The organism is Pseudomonas sp. MDT1-85 (assembly GCF_054898065.1).
In genome coordinates, this window is sequence record NZ_CM142715.1 from 5,708,970 (window position 1) to 5,726,476 (window position 17,507).

The 17,507-nt window shown below is 54.8% G+C and carries 13 protein-coding genes and 4 tRNA genes; all 17 read right to left on the reverse strand.

The window, feature by feature from the left end:
* Nucleotides 1-14: 14 nt before the first annotated feature.
* Nucleotides 15-2,120, reverse strand: a complete 2,106-nt coding sequence (gene fusA, locus ACYZT2_RS25770) for an elongation factor G (RefSeq protein ID WP_461968431.1) — start codon at nucleotides 2,118-2,120, stop codon at nucleotides 15-17.
* 30 nt (nucleotides 2,121-2,150) lie between these two features.
* Entirely contained in the window at nucleotides 2,151-2,621 is a 471-nt protein-coding gene (gene rpsG / locus ACYZT2_RS25775; protein WP_002555493.1) for a 30S ribosomal protein S7, read from the reverse strand.
* A gap of 118 nt (nucleotides 2,622-2,739) precedes the next feature.
* Entirely contained in the window at nucleotides 2,740-3,111 is a 372-nt protein-coding gene (rpsL, locus tag ACYZT2_RS25780; protein ID WP_002555494.1) for a 30S ribosomal protein S12, read from the reverse strand.
* Between the two features lie 216 nt (nucleotides 3,112-3,327).
* Nucleotides 3,328-7,527, reverse strand: coding sequence for a DNA-directed RNA polymerase subunit beta' (rpoC, locus tag ACYZT2_RS25785; RefSeq protein ID WP_140672295.1), 4,200 nt, complete (start codon nucleotides 7,525-7,527; stop codon nucleotides 3,328-3,330).
* A gap of 64 nt (nucleotides 7,528-7,591) precedes the next feature.
* On the reverse strand, nucleotides 7,592-11,665 hold the full coding sequence (gene rpoB, locus ACYZT2_RS25790; protein WP_461968434.1) for a DNA-directed RNA polymerase subunit beta: 4,074 nt from the start codon (nucleotides 11,663-11,665) through the stop codon (nucleotides 7,592-7,594).
* 220 nt (nucleotides 11,666-11,885) lie between these two features.
* Nucleotides 11,886-12,251, reverse strand: coding sequence for a 50S ribosomal protein L7/L12 (gene rplL / locus ACYZT2_RS25795; RefSeq protein WP_008145490.1), 366 nt, complete (start codon nucleotides 12,249-12,251; stop codon nucleotides 11,886-11,888).
* A gap of 80 nt (nucleotides 12,252-12,331) precedes the next feature.
* Nucleotides 12,332-12,832 (reverse strand): 50S ribosomal protein L10, encoded by a 501-nt coding sequence (gene rplJ / locus ACYZT2_RS25800; RefSeq protein WP_008145489.1) that lies wholly within the window; start codon nucleotides 12,830-12,832, stop codon nucleotides 12,332-12,334.
* 198 nt (nucleotides 12,833-13,030) lie between these two features.
* On the reverse strand, nucleotides 13,031-13,726 hold the full coding sequence (gene rplA, locus ACYZT2_RS25805; protein WP_007896626.1) for a 50S ribosomal protein L1: 696 nt from the start codon (nucleotides 13,724-13,726) through the stop codon (nucleotides 13,031-13,033).
* The gene (gene rplK, locus ACYZT2_RS25810; RefSeq protein ID WP_003210097.1) at nucleotides 13,726-14,157 is read right to left on the reverse strand and encodes a 50S ribosomal protein L11; all 432 of its coding nucleotides are present in this window, start codon (nucleotides 14,155-14,157) and stop codon (nucleotides 13,726-13,728) included. Before rplK ends, rplA begins: the two co-directional genes overlap by 1 nt.
* 117 nt (nucleotides 14,158-14,274) lie before the next feature.
* Nucleotides 14,275-14,808: a transcription termination/antitermination protein NusG gene (nusG, locus tag ACYZT2_RS25815; protein ID WP_007896622.1), complete on the reverse strand. Its 534-nt coding sequence runs from the start codon at nucleotides 14,806-14,808 to the stop codon at nucleotides 14,275-14,277.
* Nucleotides 14,809-14,817: 9 nt separating this feature from the next.
* Nucleotides 14,818-15,186 (reverse strand): preprotein translocase subunit SecE, encoded by a 369-nt coding sequence (gene secE / locus ACYZT2_RS25820; RefSeq protein ID WP_007896620.1) that lies wholly within the window; start codon nucleotides 15,184-15,186, stop codon nucleotides 14,818-14,820.
* 44 nt (nucleotides 15,187-15,230) lie between these two features.
* A tRNA-Trp gene (locus ACYZT2_RS25825) sits at nucleotides 15,231-15,306 on the reverse strand.
* 53 nt (nucleotides 15,307-15,359) lie between these two features.
* Nucleotides 15,360-16,553, reverse strand: a complete 1,194-nt coding sequence (gene tuf / locus ACYZT2_RS25830; protein ID WP_019693885.1) for an elongation factor Tu — start codon at nucleotides 16,551-16,553, stop codon at nucleotides 15,360-15,362.
* A gap of 83 nt (nucleotides 16,554-16,636) precedes the next feature.
* A tRNA-Thr gene (locus ACYZT2_RS25835) sits at nucleotides 16,637-16,712 on the reverse strand.
* A 26-nt stretch (nucleotides 16,713-16,738) separates the two neighbouring features.
* A tRNA-Gly gene (locus ACYZT2_RS25840) sits at nucleotides 16,739-16,812 on the reverse strand.
* Nucleotides 16,813-16,836: 24 nt separating this feature from the next.
* A tRNA-Tyr gene (locus tag ACYZT2_RS25845) sits at nucleotides 16,837-16,921 on the reverse strand.
* A gap of 142 nt (nucleotides 16,922-17,063) precedes the next feature.
* A complete protein-coding gene (locus tag ACYZT2_RS25850; protein ID WP_461968437.1) occupies nucleotides 17,064-17,504 on the reverse strand; it encodes a hypothetical protein in 441 nt (146 codons plus the stop codon).
* Nucleotides 17,505-17,507: the final 3 nt, after the last annotated feature.

Genomic DNA, 17,507 nt, shown 5'->3' on the forward strand with positions numbered 1-17,507 from the left:
CTAAAGGGGCTGAATCAGCCTTGTTTTTTGGTAACAGTTTCGACGATATGCGACGGAGCTGTATTGTATTTTTTGAATTCCATAGAGTAGCTTGCGCGACCTTGGGACATGGAACGAACGTCGGTTGCATAACCGAACATCTCACCCAACGGAACCTCGGCGCGAATCACTTTGCCGGAAACCGTGTCTTCCATACCCAGGATCATGCCGCGACGACGGTTAAGGTCGCCCATCACGTCACCCATATAGTCTTCAGGTGTAACTACCTCTACCGCCATGATCGGCTCAAGCAACTCACCACCACCCTTCTGGGCCAGTTGCTTGGTTGCCATGGAAGCAGCCACCTTAAACGCCATCTCGTTGGAGTCGACGTCGTGGTAGGAACCATCAAACACGGTAGCCTTAAGGCCGATCAGCGGATAGCCGGCAACAACGCCGTTCTTCATCTGCTCTTCGATACCCTTCTGGATAGCCGGGATGTATTCCTTAGGAACCACACCACCCACCACTTCGTTCAGGAATTGCAGACCTTCCTGACCTTCGTCAGCCGGCGCAAAACGAATCCAGCAATGACCGAACTGGCCACGACCGCCGGATTGGCGAACGAACTTGCCTTCAATTTCGCAGCTCTTCGTGATGCGCTCACGGTACGAAACTTGAGGCTTACCGATGTTGGCTTCGACGTTGAACTCACGGCGCATCCGGTCAACCAGGATGTCCAGGTGCAACTCGCCCATGCCGGAGATGATCGTTTGACCAGTCTCTTCATCAGTCTTGACGCGGAAAGATGGATCTTCCTGAGCAAGCTTGCCCAGAGCGATACCCATTTTTTCCTGGTCGTCCTTGGTCTTAGGCTCTACGGCAACCGAAATAACCGGCTCCGGGAAGTCCATGCGAACCAGGATGATTGGCTTGTCAGCGTTGCACAAAGTTTCACCAGTGGTGACGTCCTTCATGCCGATCAAGGCCGCGATGTCACCAGCGCGCACTTCCTTGATTTCTTCACGGGCGTTTGCGTGCATTTGCACCATACGACCCACACGCTCTTTCTTGCCTTTAACCGAGTTGATCACGCCGTCGCCGGAGGCCAACACGCCCGAGTAAACTCGAACAAAGGTCAAGGTACCCACGAATGGGTCGGTAGCGATCTTGAACGCCAGAGCCGAGAACGGCTCGCTGTCGTCTGCGTGACGCTCCATTTCCCGGGTCTCGTCATCAGGGTCAGTACCCTTGATGGCAGGAATGTCGCTTGGAGCAGGCAGGTAGTCGATAACGGCGTCGAGAACCAGGGGAACACCCTTGTTCTTGAAGGAAGAACCGCAAACAGCCAGAACGATCTCACCAGCGATAGTACGCTGACGCAGAGCGGCCTTGATTTCCGCGTTGGTGAGCTCTTCACCTTCGAGGTACTTGTTCATCAGCTCTTCGCTGGCTTCGGCCGCAGCCTCAACCATGTTGCCGCGCCACTCGTCAGCCAATTCCTGCAGTTCCGCAGGGATAGGCTCGCGACGTGGAACCATGCCTTTGTCAGCGTCATTCCAGTAAACAGCTTCCATGGACATCAGATCAATCTGACCCTGGAAGTTGTCTTCGGAACCGATAGCCAACTGGATTGGCACCGGCGTGTGACCCAGACGCTGCTTGATCTGACCGATCACGCGCAGGAAGTTTGCACCAGCACGGTCCATCTTGTTTACATAAACAAGACGTGGAACGCCGTATTTGTTGGCTTGACGCCATACGGTTTCCGACTGTGGCTCAACGCCCGAGGTGCCGCAGAACACAACAACCGCGCCATCGAGTACACGCAGGGAACGCTCAACTTCAATAGTGAAGTCAACGTGGCCCGGGGTATCAATAACGTTGAAGCGGTATTGGTCTTTGTGCTGCTTCTCGGAACCCTGCCAGAAGGCGGTAATAGCAGCAGAAGTAATGGTAATACCACGCTCCTGCTCCTGCACCATCCAGTCTGTGGTCGCGGCGCCGTCATGCACCTCGCCCATCTTGTGACTTTTGCCAGTGTAAAAAAGGACGCGCTCGGTGGTGGTGGTTTTACCAGCATCCACGTGAGCAACGATACCAATGTTACGGTAGCGATTAATCGGTGTAGTACGAGCCATAAAGCCCTCGCAAAATTAGTGACGCTAAAATTAGAAGCGGTAGTGCGAGAAAGCCTTGTTGGCTTCAGCCATACGGTGCACGTCTTCACGCTTCTTAACTGCAGCACCTTTACCTTCGGCAGCGTCCAACAGTTCGCCAGCCAAACGCAGAGCCATAGACTTCTCGCCGCGCTTGCGGGCGAAGTCTACCAACCAGCGCATTGCCAGGGCGTTACGACGGGACGGACGAACTTCAACCGGAACCTGGTAAGTAGCACCGCCTACACGGCGCGACTTTACTTCGACCAGCGGAGCGATGGCGTCGAGAGCTTTCTCGAAGATTTCCAGGGGGTCGCTGTTCTTGCGCTCTTTAACCTTTTCCAGCGCGCCATAAACGATACGCTCGGCAACGGCTTTCTTGCCGCTTTCCATTACGTGGTTCATGAACTTGGCCAGGATTTGGCTGCCGTATTTTGGATCGTCAAGCACTTCGCGCTTGGCTGCTACGCGTCTTCTTGGCATGGATAAGCCCTCAAACGGTCTTCAGGTTCGCTCGGAATCGGTGCCCTTTCGGGACGCCTCCGACCTTACTCTTATCGACTCAGAAAAATAGAAAATCAGTTTTTACAAAAAGCCACTACTACTTAGGCTTCTTGGTACCGTACTTCGAACGACCCTGGTTACGACCTTTAACGCCGGAAGTATCCAAAGAACCGCGTACGGTGTGGTAACGAACACCTGGCAAGTCTTTTACACGACCGCCGCGGATCAGTACCACGCTGTGCTCTTGCAGGTTGTGGCCTTCACCGCCGATGTACGAGGAAACCTCGAAACCGTTGGTCAGACGCACACGGCATACTTTACGCAGTGCCGAGTTAGGTTTTTTCGGCGTGGTGGTATACACACGGGTGCATACGCCACGACGTTGCGGGCAGTTCTGCAGCGCAGGCACGTCGGATTTCTCGACGATACGCTTACGCGGCTGACGTACCAGCTGGTTGATAGTTGCCATCTACTAGCTCCACTGTTGTCTTGCGACGCTATTGTCTTGCAAGAAAAGCAAAATGGCAGGAACGAATTCCCGCCAAATTTAGGGGTACAAGAGTCTAAAGAGGATCTTGCCCCCAGTCAAGGCAAGGCCCCGACCTCTCCGCTCATCCAACCTCGACAAATTGTCTCGATTCGATGAACGGAATGGCCAGGGCCTTACGCTCATTTACCGCAGAACTCAGTTACCGCTCGAGTTCAGTGCTTCGGTCAGTGCAGCTTCCACTTCACTGGCGCTTACGCGCAACGGTTTGTCAGCTTCACGGCGGCGCTTGCGCTCGCTGTGATAAGCCAGACCGGTACCCGCCGGGATCAGACGACCCACGACTACGTTCTCTTTCAGGCCGCGCAGGTAATCGCGCTTGCCGGTTACCGCCGCTTCGGTCAGTACGCGAGTGGTTTCCTGGAAGGAAGCCGCCGAGATGAACGATTCGGTGGACAACGACGCCTTGGTGATACCCAGCAGTACGCGAGTGAACTTGGAAACGAATTTCTCGTCGCCTGCCAGACGCTCGTTCTCTACCAGAACGTGAGTCAATTCCATCTGGTCGCCCTTGATGAAAGTCGAGTCGCCGGATTCAGCGATTTCAACTTTACGCAGCATCTGACGCAGGATGGTCTCGATGTGCTTATCGTTGATCTTCACGCCTTGCAGACGATAAACGTCCTGGATCTCGTTCACGATGTACTTGGCCAGCGCACTCACACCCAGCAGACGCAGGATGTCGTGTGGATCGCTCGGGCCGTCGGAGATAACTTCGCCGCGGTTTACCTGTTCGCCTTCGAAGACGTTCAGGTGACGCCACTTAGGAATCAGCTCTTCGTACGGATCGGTACCGTCGTTCGGGGTGATAACCAGACGGCGCTTGCCTTTGGTCTCTTTACCGAACGCGATGGTGCCGCTGACTTCAGCCAGAATCGAGGCTTCTTTCGGACGACGTGCTTCGAACAAGTCGGCAACACGTGGCAGACCACCGGTGATGTCACGGGTTTTCGAAGTCTCTTGCGGAATACGAGCGATAACATCACCGATCGCAATCTTCGCACCGTCCGCTACACCAACCAGGGCGTTAGCAGGCAGGAAGTACTGAGCAATTACGTCGGTACCCGGCAGCAAGAGATCCTTGCCGTTGTCATCAACCATCTTCACAGCAGGACGGATATCTTTACCGGCAGCTGGACGGTCTTTGGCGTCGAGCACTTCAATGTTGGTCATACCGGTCAATTCGTCAGTCTGACGCTTGATCGTGATGCCTTCTTCCATGCCCACGTAGGTCACGGTACCTTTCATTTCGGTAACGATTGGGTGAGTGTGCGGATCCCACTTGGCCACGATTGCGCCAGCGTCGACCTTGTCACCTTCTTTAACCGAAATCACAGCACCGTACGGCAGCTTGTAACGCTCGCGCTCACGACCGAAGTCATCAGCGATTGCCAGCTCACCGGAACGGGACACAGCAACCAGGCAACCATCCACTCGCTCAACGTGCTTCAGGTTATGCAGACGGACGGTACCGCCATTCTTCACCTGAACGCTGTCGGCTGCGGAGGTCCGGCTTGCCGCACCACCGATGTGGAACGTACGCATGGTCAGCTGGGTACCCGGCTCACCGATGGACTGGGCAGCGATAACGCCGACCGCTTCACCGATGTTCACCTGGTGACCACGAGCCAAATCACGGCCGTAGCACTTGGCGCAAATGCCGTAGCGGGTTTCGCAGCTGATCGGCGAACGCACGATCACTTCATCGATGCTGTTCAGCTCGATGAACTCAACCCACTTCTCGTCTACCAGCGTGCCGGCAGGAACGATGATTTCTTCGGTACCTGGCTTGAACACGTCACGGGCAATAACACGACCCAATACGCGCTCACCCAGCGGCTCAACAACGTCACCGCCTTCAATGTGCGGAGTCATTACCAGGCCATGCTCGGTGCCGCAATCGATCTCGGTCACAACCAGATCCTGCGCCACGTCTACCAGACGACGAGTCAGGTAACCGGAGTTCGCAGTTTTCAACGCGGTATCCGCCAAACCTTTACGAGCACCGTGAGTGGAGATGAAGTACTGAAGTACGCTCAAACCTTCACGGAAGTTCGCAGTAATCGGCGTTTCGATGATGGAACCGTCCGGCTTGGCCATCAGGCCACGCATACCGGCGAGCTGACGGATCTGCGCAGCAGAACCCCGTGCGCCCGAGTCGGCCATCATGTACATCGAGTTAAAAGACTCTTGGTCGACTTCGACGCCATGGCGGTCGATGACTTTCTCTTTCGAGAGGTTGGCCATCATCGCCTTGGAAACTTCGTCGTTCGCCTTGGACCAAAGGTCGATCACTTTGTTGTACTTCTCGCCCTGGGTTACCAGGCCGGAGGCGTACTGACTTTCGATCTCTTTCACTTCATCAGTAGCAGCATTGATGATGCGGGCTTTTTCATCCGGGATAACGAAATCGTTAACACCGATGGAAACGCCGGAGATGGTCGAATAAGCAAAACCGGTGTACATCAACTGGTCAGCGAAGATCACGGTCTCTTTCAAACCAACCACGCGATAGCACTGGTTGATCAGCTTGGAGATCGCCTTTTTCTTCATCGGCTGGTTGACGACGTCGTACGACAGGCCAGGCGGAACAACCTGGAACAACAACGCACGGCCAACAGTGGTGTCGACGATACGAGTGTTCTTGACGCTGCCACCATCACGATCGTTGACGGTTTCGTTGATCCGCACTTTGACCTTGGCGTGCAGTGCGGCTTCGCCGGCACGGAACACACGGTCAACTTCTTGCAGATCCGCGAACACACGACCTTCGCCCTTGGCGTTGATCGCTTCACGAGTCATGTAGTACAGACCCAATACAACGTCCTGCGACGGAACGATGATTGGCTCACCGTTGGCTGGCGACAGAATGTTGTTGGTCGACATCATCAACGCACGCGCTTCCAACTGGGCTTCCAGTGTCAGCGGTACGTGCACGGCCATTTGGTCGCCGTCGAAGTCGGCGTTGTACGCAGCACAGACCAGAGGGTGCAACTGGATAGCCTTACCTTCGATCAGTACCGGTTCAAACGCCTGGATACCCAGACGGTGAAGGGTCGGTGCACGGTTGAGGAGAACCGGGTGTTCGCGAATCACTTCAGCGAGAACGTCCCAAACCTCTGGCAGCTCGCGCTCGACCATCTTCTTGGCCGCTTTGATGGTGGTAGCAAGACCACGCATTTCCAGCTTGCCGAAAATGAACGGCTTGAACAGCTCGAGAGCCATCTTCTTCGGCAGACCGCACTGGTGCAGACGCAGGGTCGGGCCAACGGTAATTACCGAACGACCGGAGTAGTCAACACGCTTACCGAGCAAGTTCTGACGGAAACGACCCTGCTTACCCTTGATCATGTCAGCCAGGGATTTCAGAGGACGCTTGTTGGAACCGGTGATAGCGCGACCACGACGACCGTTGTCGAGCAGTGCGTCGACAGCTTCCTGCAACATACGCTTTTCGTTGCGCACGATGATGTCCGGAGCGGACAGATCGAGCAGACGCTTCAAGCGGTTGTTACGGTTGATCACTCGACGATACAGATCGTTGAGGTCGGAAGTCGCGAAGCGACCGCCATCCAGCGGGACCAGTGGACGCAGATCTGGCGGCAGAACCGGCAGAACGGTCAGCACCATCCACTCTGGCAGGTTGCCGGAACCCTGGAAGGCTTCCATCAACTTCAGACGCTTGGACAGCTTCTTGATCTTGGTTTCGGAGTTGGTTTGCGGAATTTCTTCACGCAGGCGGCCAATCTCGTGCTCCAGGTCGATAGCGTGCAGCAGTTCACGGACAGCTTCGGCACCCATGCGGGCATCGAAATCGTCGCCGAACTCTTCCAGCGCTTCGAAGTACTGCTCGTCGTTGAGCAACTGACCCTTTTCAAGGGTGGTCATGCCTGGATCGATAACGACATAGCTCTCGAAGTAGAGAACGCGTTCGATATCACGCAGGGTCATGTCCATCAGCAAGCCGATACGCGACGGCAGCGACTTCAGGAACCAGATGTGGGCAACTGGCGAGGCCAGTTCGATGTGCGCCATGCGCTCACGACGAACTTTTGCCAGCGCGACTTCAACGCCGCACTTCTCGCAGATCACACCACGGTGCTTCAAGCGCTTGTACTTACCGCACAGGCACTCGTAATCCTTTACCGGGCCAAAGATCTTGGCGCAGAACAGGCCGTCACGCTCAGGTTTGAACGTACGGTAGTTGATGGTTTCCGGCTTTTTAACTTCACCGAACGACCACGAACGGATCATCTCAGGCGATGCCAATCCAATACGGATGGCGTCGAACTCTTCGACTTGACCCTGGTTTTTCAGCAAATTCAGTAGGTCTTTCAAGGCCTTTCCTCCTGGCGGAGCAGAGAGCGGGCAATCCTGCCCCGCTCTCGATTCGCGTCACGTGTTATTCGGTTTCCAGATCGATATCGATGCCGAGGGAACGAATTTCTTTGATCAACACGTTGAAGGACTCGGGCATGCCCGGCTCCATACGGTGATCGCCGTCCACGATGTTTTTGTACATCTTGGTCCGACCGTTCACATCGTCCGACTTCACTGTGAGCATTTCTTGCAGAGTGTAAGCAGCACCGTATGCTTCCAGTGCCCAGACCTCCATCTCCCCGAAACGCTGACCACCGAACTGTGCCTTACCACCCAGCGGCTGCTGGGTAACCAGGCTGTACGAACCGGTAGAACGAGCGTGCATCTTGTCGTCTACCAAGTGGTTCAGCTTCAGCATGTACATGTAGCCAACAGTAACCGGGCGCTCGAACTTGTTGCCGGTACGGCCGTCAGTCAGCTGCATCTGGCCGCTTTCTGGCAAGTCTGCCAGTTTCAGCATGGCCTTGATTTCGCTTTCCTTGGCGCCGTCGAACACTGGAGTGGCCATTGGTACGCCGCCACGCAGGTTCTTCGCCAGATCCAGGATTTCCTGGTCGGAGAAGCTATCCAGATCTTCGTTACGACCGCCGATCTGGTTGTAGATCTCGTCCAGGAAGGTGCGAAGTTCAGCAACTTTACGCTGCTCTTCTACCATCCGGTTGATCTTCTCGCCCAGACCTTTGGCCGCGAGGCCCAGGTGGGTTTCAAGGATCTGACCAACGTTCATACGCGAAGGTACGCCCAACGGGTTGAGGACGACGTCGACCGGGGTGCCATTGGCATCGTGCGGCATGTCTTCAACCGGCATGATCACGGAGACCACACCTTTGTTACCGTGACGACCGGCCATCTTGTCGCCCGGCTGGATGCGACGACGGATTGCCAGGTAAACCTTGACGATTTTCAGCACGCCTGGAGCCAGGTCATCGCCCTGCTGCAGTTTGCGCTTCTTGTCTTCGAACTTGTCGTCCAGCAGACGGCGGCGATCAACGATGTAGGCCTGAGCCTTCTCGAGCTGCTCGTTGAGAGCATCTTCAGCCATGCGCAGTTTGAACCACTGACCATGCTCAAGACCGTCGAGAACTTCGTCGGTGATTTCCTGACCTTTCTTCAGACCGGCGCCGCCTTCGGCTTTGTGGCCGACCAGAGCGGAACGCAGACGTTCGAAAGTGGCGCCTTCAACGATACGGAACTCTTCGTTCAGGTCCTTGCGGATCTCGTCGAGTTGAGTCTTCTCGATCGACAGTGCACGAGCATCACGCTCAACGCCGTCACGGGTGAAGACCTGTACGTCGATGACGGTACCCTTGGTGCCGGTAGGCACACGCAGGGAAGTGTCTTTAACGTCGCTGGCTTTTTCACCGAAGATGGCACGCAGCAGTTTTTCTTCCGGAGTCAGTTGGGTCTCGCCTTTCGGAGTGACCTTACCGACCAGGATGTCGCCTGCGCCAACTTCAGCACCTACGTAAACGATACCGGCTTCGTCCAGCTTGTTCAGTGCAGCTTCACCCACGTTCGGGATGTCTGCAGTGATTTCCTCAGGCCCAAGCTTGGTGTCACGTGCCACACAGGTCAGTTCCTGAATGTGGATCGTGGTGAAACGGTCTTCCTGAACAACACGCTCGGACAGGCAGATGGAGTCTTCGAAGTTGTAACCGTTCCAGGCCATGAACGCGATGCGCATGTTCTGACCCAGCGCCAGCTCACCCATGTCGGTGGACGGACCGTCAGCCATGATGTCGCTACGCTGAACCCGATCACCTTTACGCACCAGCGGACGCTGGTTGATGCAGGTGTTCTGGTTGGAGCGGGTGTATTTGGTCAGGTTGTAGATGTCGACACCAGCTTCACCGGTCTCAACTTCATCATCAGCAACACGAACCACGATACGGCTGGCGTCGACGGAATCGATAACGCCACCACGACGAGCCACGACGCAAACGCCGGAGTCACGAGCTACGTTACGCTCCATGCCGGTACCGACCAGCGGCTTGTCAGCGCGCAGGGTTGGTACAGCTTGACGCTGCATGTTCGAACCCATCAACGCTCGGTTGGCGTCATCGTGCTCGAGGAACGGGATCAGCGACGCGGCAACCGAAACTACCTGCTTCGGAGAAACATCCATCAAGGTCACGTCTTCCGGCGCCTTGACGGTGAACTCGTTCAAGTGACGAACAGCTACCAGCTCGTCGATCAGCATTTTCTTGTCGTTCATCGTGGCCGAAGCCTGAGCGATCACGTGATCAGCTTCTTCGATGGCGGACAGGAACACGATCTCGTCGGTGACCAGAGCGTCTTTCACCACACGGTACGGGCTCTCGAGGAAGCCGTACTGGTTGGTGCGCGCATAGGCAGCCAAGGAGTTGATCAGACCGATGTTCGGACCTTCCGGCGTTTCAATCGGGCATACACGACCGTAGTGAGTCGGGTGTACGTCACGCACTTCAAAGCCAGCACGCTCACGAGTCAAACCGCCAGGGCCGAGTGCAGAAACACGACGCTTGTGGGTGATCTCGGACAGCGGGTTGTTCTGGTCCATGAACTGGGAAAGCTGGCTGGAACCGAAGAACTCTTTCACCGCCGCAGCCACTGGCTTGGCGTTGATCAGGTCTTGCGGCATCAAGCCTTCGCTTTCAGCCATCGACAGACGCTCTTTGACCGCACGCTCAACACGTACCAGGCCAACGCGGAACTGGTTCTCGGCCATTTCGCCTACGCAGCGAACACGACGGTTACCCAGGTGGTCGATGTCATCGACGATGCCTTTACCGTTACGGATGTCGACCAGAGTCTTCAGTACCGCGACGATGTCTTCCTTGCACAACACGCCCGAACCTTCGATTTCGGTACGACCGATACGACGGTTGAACTTCATCCGGCCGACCGCAGACAGGTCATAGCGCTCAGGGCTGAAGAACAGGTTGTTGAACAGGGTTTCGGCAGCGTCTTTGGTTGGCGGCTCGCCAGGACGCATCATGCGATAGATCTCGACCAGCGCTTCCAATTGGTTGCTGGTGGAGTCGATCTTCAGAGTGTCGGAGACGAACGGACCGCAGTCGATATCGTTGGTGTACAGAGTTTCGATGCGAACAACCTGAGACTTGGCGATTTTTGCCAGGATCTCGGTGTTCAGTTCGGTGTTGCACTCTGCCAGGATTTCGCCGGTTGCCGGATGCACGATGACCTTGGCGGTAGTGCGACCCAGGACGTAGTCCAGAGGCACTTGCAGCTCTTTGATCCCTGCTTTTTCCAGCTGGTTGATGTGGCGAGCAGTAATACGACGACCTTGCTCGACAATAACCTTGCCTTTGTCATCCAGGATATCCAGGACAGCAATTTCACCACGCAGGCGCTGAGGCACCAGTTCCAGGCTGAGGTTTTCACCTTGCACGTGGAACACGTTGGTGGTGTAGAACGCGTCCAGCACTTCTTCAGTGGTATAGCCCAGCGCGCGCAGCAGTACCGATGCAGGCAGCTTGCGACGACGGTCGATACGCACGAACACGCAGTCTTTCGGATCGAACTCGAAGTCCAACCACGAACCGCGGTAAGGAATGATGCGCGCGGAGTACAGCAGTTTGCCGGAGCTGTGTGTCTTGCCACGGTCGTGGTCGAAGAACACGCCCGGGGAACGGTGCAGCTGGGAAACGATTACACGCTCGGTACCGTTGATTACGAAGGTACCGTTCTCAGTCATCAGGGGGATTTCACCCATGTAGACTTCTTGCTCTTTGATGTCCTTGATCGCTTTGTTCGACGATTCTTTGTCGAAAATGATCAGGCGCACTTTTACCCGCAAAGGTACGGCGTAAGTTACACCGCGCAACACGCATTCTTTGACATCAAATGCCGGTTCGCCCAGGCGATAACCGACGTACTCCAGCGCAGCATTGCCGGAGTAGCTGATGATCGGGAAAACGGATTTGAAGGCCGCATGCAGGCCCACGTCGCGGAACTGATCTTTAGTCGCTCCCGCCTGCAAGAATTCACGATACGAATCCAGCTGGATTGCCAGGAGGTACGGCACATCCATGACGTCCGGCAACTTGCTAAAGTCCTTGCGGATACGTTTTTTCTCAGTATATGAGTAAGCCATCAGCGTTCCCCAGCTTGGTCACCTGCTTGTTTGGCCCCTCCCGACGGGAGCAGCCAGAAAATCGTGCAAACCCCATGGTTTGCGCCACCGCATCGGGTGGTTACAGCTCGTTATCAGCACCGACCCAGTCGGCTGCCAATAACGGAAAAAGGCCGGTGGCAAGAGCCACCAGCCATCAGCCTTTCGCTTAACGCTCGGGCTGGAGACGCAAAGTCGATGCTTACTTCAGCTCGACTTTAGCGCCTGCTTCTTCCAGAGTGGCTTTTGCTTTGTCAGCTGCGTCTTTCGAAACAGCTTCCAGAACAACGCCAGGAGCGCCGTCAACTACAGCCTTGGCTTCTTTCAGGCCCAGACCGGTCAGCTCACGTACTGCCTTGATCACGTTAACTTTCTTCTCGCCAGCTTCCAGCAGCATGACGTTGAATTCAGTTTGTTCTTCAACAACGGCAGCGACAGCAGCTGGACCAGCGGAAGCAGCGGCAGCGGAAACGCCGAACTTCTCTTCCATGGCCTTGATCAGCTCAACGATTTCCAGAACGGATTTTTCGCCGATTGCTTCGATGATTTGGTCGTTAGTCAGAGACATGACTATAAATTCCTGTATTGGGGTGACAGCCTACGCGGCCATCGAAATAAACAATAAACGCTGAAAGGAGTCGCTCAGCCTTAGGCTGCGGCAGCTTCTTTCTGGTCGCGAAGAGCCGCCAGAGTACGAGCCAATTTGCTGGTTGCGCCTTGAATCACGCTCATCAGCTGAGAAATTGCTTCGTCACGGGTCGGCAGGCTTGCCAGTACGTCGATCTGATTAGCTGCGAGGAACTTGCCCTCGAACGCAGCTGCCTTGATCTCGAACTTATCCTGACCTTTTGCGAACTCTTTGAAGATACGAGCAGCAGCGCCCGGATGATCTTTGGAGAATGCAATCAAGGTCGGGCCGGTGAACACGTCGTTGAGCACGTCATATTGAGTGCCAGCAACGGCGCGCTTGAGCAGGGTGTTACGTACAACACGTACGTAAACGCCAGCTTCACGAGCCTCTTTACGGAGTCCGGTCATAGCGCCTACTGTTACGCCACGGGCATCAGCCACGACAGCGGACAGAGCAACTTGGGCAGCCTTGTTGACTTCAGCGACGATGGCCTTCTTGTCTTCAAGTTTAATTGCCACGGGAAAAACTCCTGCTTGTTACCGTTTCATCCAACCGAGGCCAGATGTCGTTTTGGTGTCTGATTCGGTAAGGAACCGGGAGCACCATCTGCGTAGGCTTGAGGTTTAAGACTTGCGTCGCCTACGGTCTTGGATAGCCCCCGCCAGGCAGGGACCCCAATCTTTCAATTGGCGCAATCGCTTGCGCCAACCTGTGTCTTACGCGTCGAGCGAGCCTTGGTCGATGACCAGACCTGGACCCATGGTGGTGCTCAGGGTAACGCGCTTGACGTAAATACCTTTCGAGGAAGCTGGCTTGATACGCTTCAGATCAGCGATCAGGGCTTCAACGTTTTCCTTCAGCTTGACGGCATCGAAGCCGACTTTGCCAACGGAGGTGTGGATAATGCCGTTTTTGTCGGTGCGATAACGAACCTGACCAGCCTTGGCGTTTTTAACCGCGGTAGCTACGTCTGGCGTTACGGTGCCGACTTTAGGGTTAGGCATCAGGCCACGTGGGCCCAGGATCTGACCCAACTGACCAACAACGCGCATTGCATCCGGGGATGCGATAACTACGTCATAGTTCAGGTCGCCGCCTTTCATTTCGGCAGCCAGATCGTCCATACCTACACGGTCAGCGCCGGCAGCCAAAGCGGCCTCAGCAGCTGGACCCTGGGTGAACACAGCAACGCGAACGGTCTTGCCAGTGCCGTGTGGCAGCACAGTAGCGCTACGAACGACCTGGTCGGATTTACGCGGGTCAACACCCAAGTTTACAGCAACGTCGAACGACTCGCTGAACTTGACGGTCGACAGCTCAGCCAGCAGAGCAGCAGCGTCTACAAAGTTGTAGGACTTGCCTGCTTCGATTTTGCCGGCGATAGCCTTTTGACGCTTGGTCAACTTAGCCATTACACACCCTCCACGTTAAGGCCCATGCTACGAGCAGAACCGGCGATAGTACGCACGGCCGCGTCCATATCAGCTGCAGTCAGATCCGCGTTTTTGGTTTTCGCGATTTCTTCCAGCTGAGCACGGGTAACGGTGCCAACCTTAACTGTGTTCGGACGAGCGGAACCGCTAGTCAGACCAGCAGCTTTCTTCAGCAGAACCGAAGCAGGTGTGGATTTGGTTTCGAAAGTGAAGCTACGGTCGCTGTATACAGTGATGATCACTGGAGTCGGCAGACCTGGCTCAATACCCTGAGTACGGGCGTTGAAAGCCTTGCAGAATTCCATGATGTTCACGCCGTGCTGACCCAGAGCAGGACCAACAGGTGGGCTTGGGTTAGCCTGAGCGGCCTTCACTTGCAGCTTGATGTAAGCGGTAATCTTCTTGGCCATGAGGCACTCCAATTACGGGTTCGAACGCCTCGAAAGGCTCCCCGGTTACTTGCGCGTTTATCCCAGTGACGACAAAACCCCACAGCCTAGGGCTGCGGGGTTGGGATGCTTGCTCAGCTAGACTTTTTCGACCTGGCTGAACTCTAGCTCTACCGGAGTAGAGCGACCGAAAATGAGCACTGCCACTTGGATCCGGCTCTTCTCGTAGTTAACTTCTTCGACCGTGCCGGTAAAGTCGGCAAACGGACCATCATTGACACGTACCGACTCACCTGGCTCGAACAACGTCTTCGGCTTCGGTTTGTCGCTACCATCAGCAACGCGACGCAGAATCGCTTCTGCCTCTTTATCTGTGATAGGTGCAGGCTTATCAGCAGTACCGCCGATAAAACCCATCACCCGAGGAGTATCCTTGACTAAGTGCCAAGTACCCTCATTCATGTCCATCTGGACCAGCACATAACCTGGGAAGAACTTGCGCTCGCTTTTGCGTTTCTGGCCATTACGCATTTCAACCACTTCTTCAGTGGGAACCAGAATTTCGCCAAAGCCATCTTCCATGCCAGCCAGCTTTACGCGCTCTACCAACGAGCGCATGACATGCTTCTCGTAACCGGAGTAAGCATGCACAACGTACCAACGCTTAGCCACGGGACACCCTTAGCCGACAATCAAGGAAACAAGCCAGCCGAGCAGGGAATCAAGCCCCCACAACAGCAACGCCATAACCAGAACAACAGCCACAACAATCAGCGTGGTCTGCGTGGTTTCTTGGCGAGTTGGCCATACGACTTTACGAATCTCGGTGCGAGCTTCCTTAACCAGTACAAAGAAAGACTTGCCCTTGACTGTCTGCAAGCCTACAAAGGCAGCTACAGCAGCAATGACAAGCAAAGCGAGTACGCGGTACAGGATCGGCGAAGCAGAGTAATACTGATTGCCAACAACGCCAACAACCACCAAAGCGACTACTACTAGCCACTTGAGCAGATCGAAGCGAGAGCCTTGAGCTTCAGCTTTAGGAGTCATCTATGAAGATCCTGTGAAAAGAAAGCCAGACCACCAAGTGAATCTGGCAGGTCAGGAGGGAATCGAACCCCCAACCTACGGTTTTGGAGACCGTCGCTCTGCCAATTGAGCTACTGACCTAAAACAAAATCAGGCCGACCATTATGCCGGCCCGAAAAAGACATTACAACAACTTACTCGATGACTTTTGCAACGACACCAGCACCGACGGTACGACCGCCCTCACGGATAGCGAAACGCAGACCATCTTCCATCGCGATGGTTTTGATCAGGGTAACGGTCATCTGAACGTTATCACCCGGCATCACCATTTCAACACCTTCTGGCAGCTCGCAGTTACCAGTCACGTCAGTTGTACGGAAGTAGAACTGTGGACGGTAGCCCTTGAAGAATGGCGTATGACGACCACCTTCTTCCTTGCTCAGAACGTAAACCTCAGCAGTGAACTTGGTATGCGGCTTGACAGTGCCAGGCTTGACCAGAACCTGGCCACGCTCAACATCATCACGCTTGGTACCACGCAGCAGAACGCCGCAGTTCTCACCTGCACGACCCTCGTCGAGCAGTTTGCGGAACATTTCAACACCAGTGCAAGTAGTTTTGACAGTGTCACGAAGACCAACAATCTCTACTTCTTCCTGAATGCGGACAATGCCACGCTCAACACGACCAGTCACAACAGTACCGCGACCGGAGATCGAGAACACATCCTCGATCGGCATCAAGAACGGCTTATCAATAGCACGCTCAGGCTGCGGAATATAGCTATCCAGAGTCTCGACCAACTTCTTGACGGCGGTAGTGCCCATCTCGTTGTCGTCTTGACCATTCAGCGCCATCAGCGCCGAACCAATGATGATCGGAGTGTCGTCACCCGGGAAATCGTAGGCGCTCAGCAGATCGCGCACTTCCATCTCAACCAGTTCCAGCAACTCAGCATCATCAACCATGTCAGCCTTGTTCAGGAAGACAACGATGTATGGAACGCCAACCTGACGGGACAACAGGATATGCTCACGGGTTTGCGGCATCGGACCATCAGCGGCCGAGCAAACCAGAATCGCACCATCCATCTGCGCAGCACCGGTAATCATGTTTTTTACGTAGTCAGCGTGACCTGGACAGTCAACGTGTGCGTAGTGACGCACAGCAGAATCGTACTCAACGTGAGCAGTGTTAATGGTGATACCACGAGCTTTTTCTTCTGGGGCGCTATCGATCTTGTCGAAGTCAACCTTTGCCGAACCGAACACTTCGGAGCAGACGCGGGTCAGAGCGGCGGTCAAAGTCGTCTTGCCATGGTCTACGTGACCAATAGTGCCAACGTTGACGTGCGGCTTGTTACGTTCGAACTTTTCCTTAGCCATCGAAATCACCCTAGCAGAAGAATTAAGCAAGTACTATCAGCCATTAAAACAAAGGCAGATATTTTCATATCTGCCTTGTTATATGGAGCTCTTGAGCGGATTTGAACCGCTGACCTCACCCTTACCAAGGGTGTGCTCTACCAACTGAGCTACAAGAGCGTAACACTTTGCAGGACCTGCAAACTTGGAGCGGGTAGCGGGAATCGAACCCGCATCATCAGCTTGGAAGGCTGAGGTTCTACCACTAAACTATACCCGCGGAGCTTGCAGCTCTCGCCAAAAATGGTGGAGGGGGAAGGATTCGAACCTTCGAAGTCGTAGACGTCAGATTTACAGTCTGATCCCTTTGGCCGCTCGGGAACCCCTCCTAAGCGAGCCGGCATTCTATATCATGCCAGCCTTCTGTCAAGCATTTTCTCATTAAAAACCTGAGGTTAGCTGCGTTGACCTCGCCTCACACTGCTAACCGTTAAAGGTCTTCACTGCGAAGCGGGCGCCATTCTATGCAAACTATTCAGCGGGTGCAACCCCCTCGCACGGCATTATTTTATGTTTTAACTCATTGAATTCTTTAGAAAGGTTTTGCAACTGCGAGTCACCCAGCAAACGGCGGCTTTCCGGGGCTATGCGCACCCAGTAACCAGCATATTCGGGGAGATCCTTCGGCAAGGACTGAAACTTGATATCCATGTCATTCAATCGACGCTCGATTACCTGGGCGACGTCCTGCCGAGCAGAACCTCCCAGATAGAGACAACTGCTATCCGCCTGAGTAGATTTTCCTTTGTCTCGAGCCGTATCAGTTGCCTCGCTCAACAAACGAATATCCTGCTGCGAGCCGCGATACAAATTCAAGGGGGTTACATCTTTCGCGCGAAGCGGAGCCTCTTGCTGGTGCCAGACGTAATAGAACACATTGAGGACAAGCAACAGCAGGAACAACCAACGCATAAA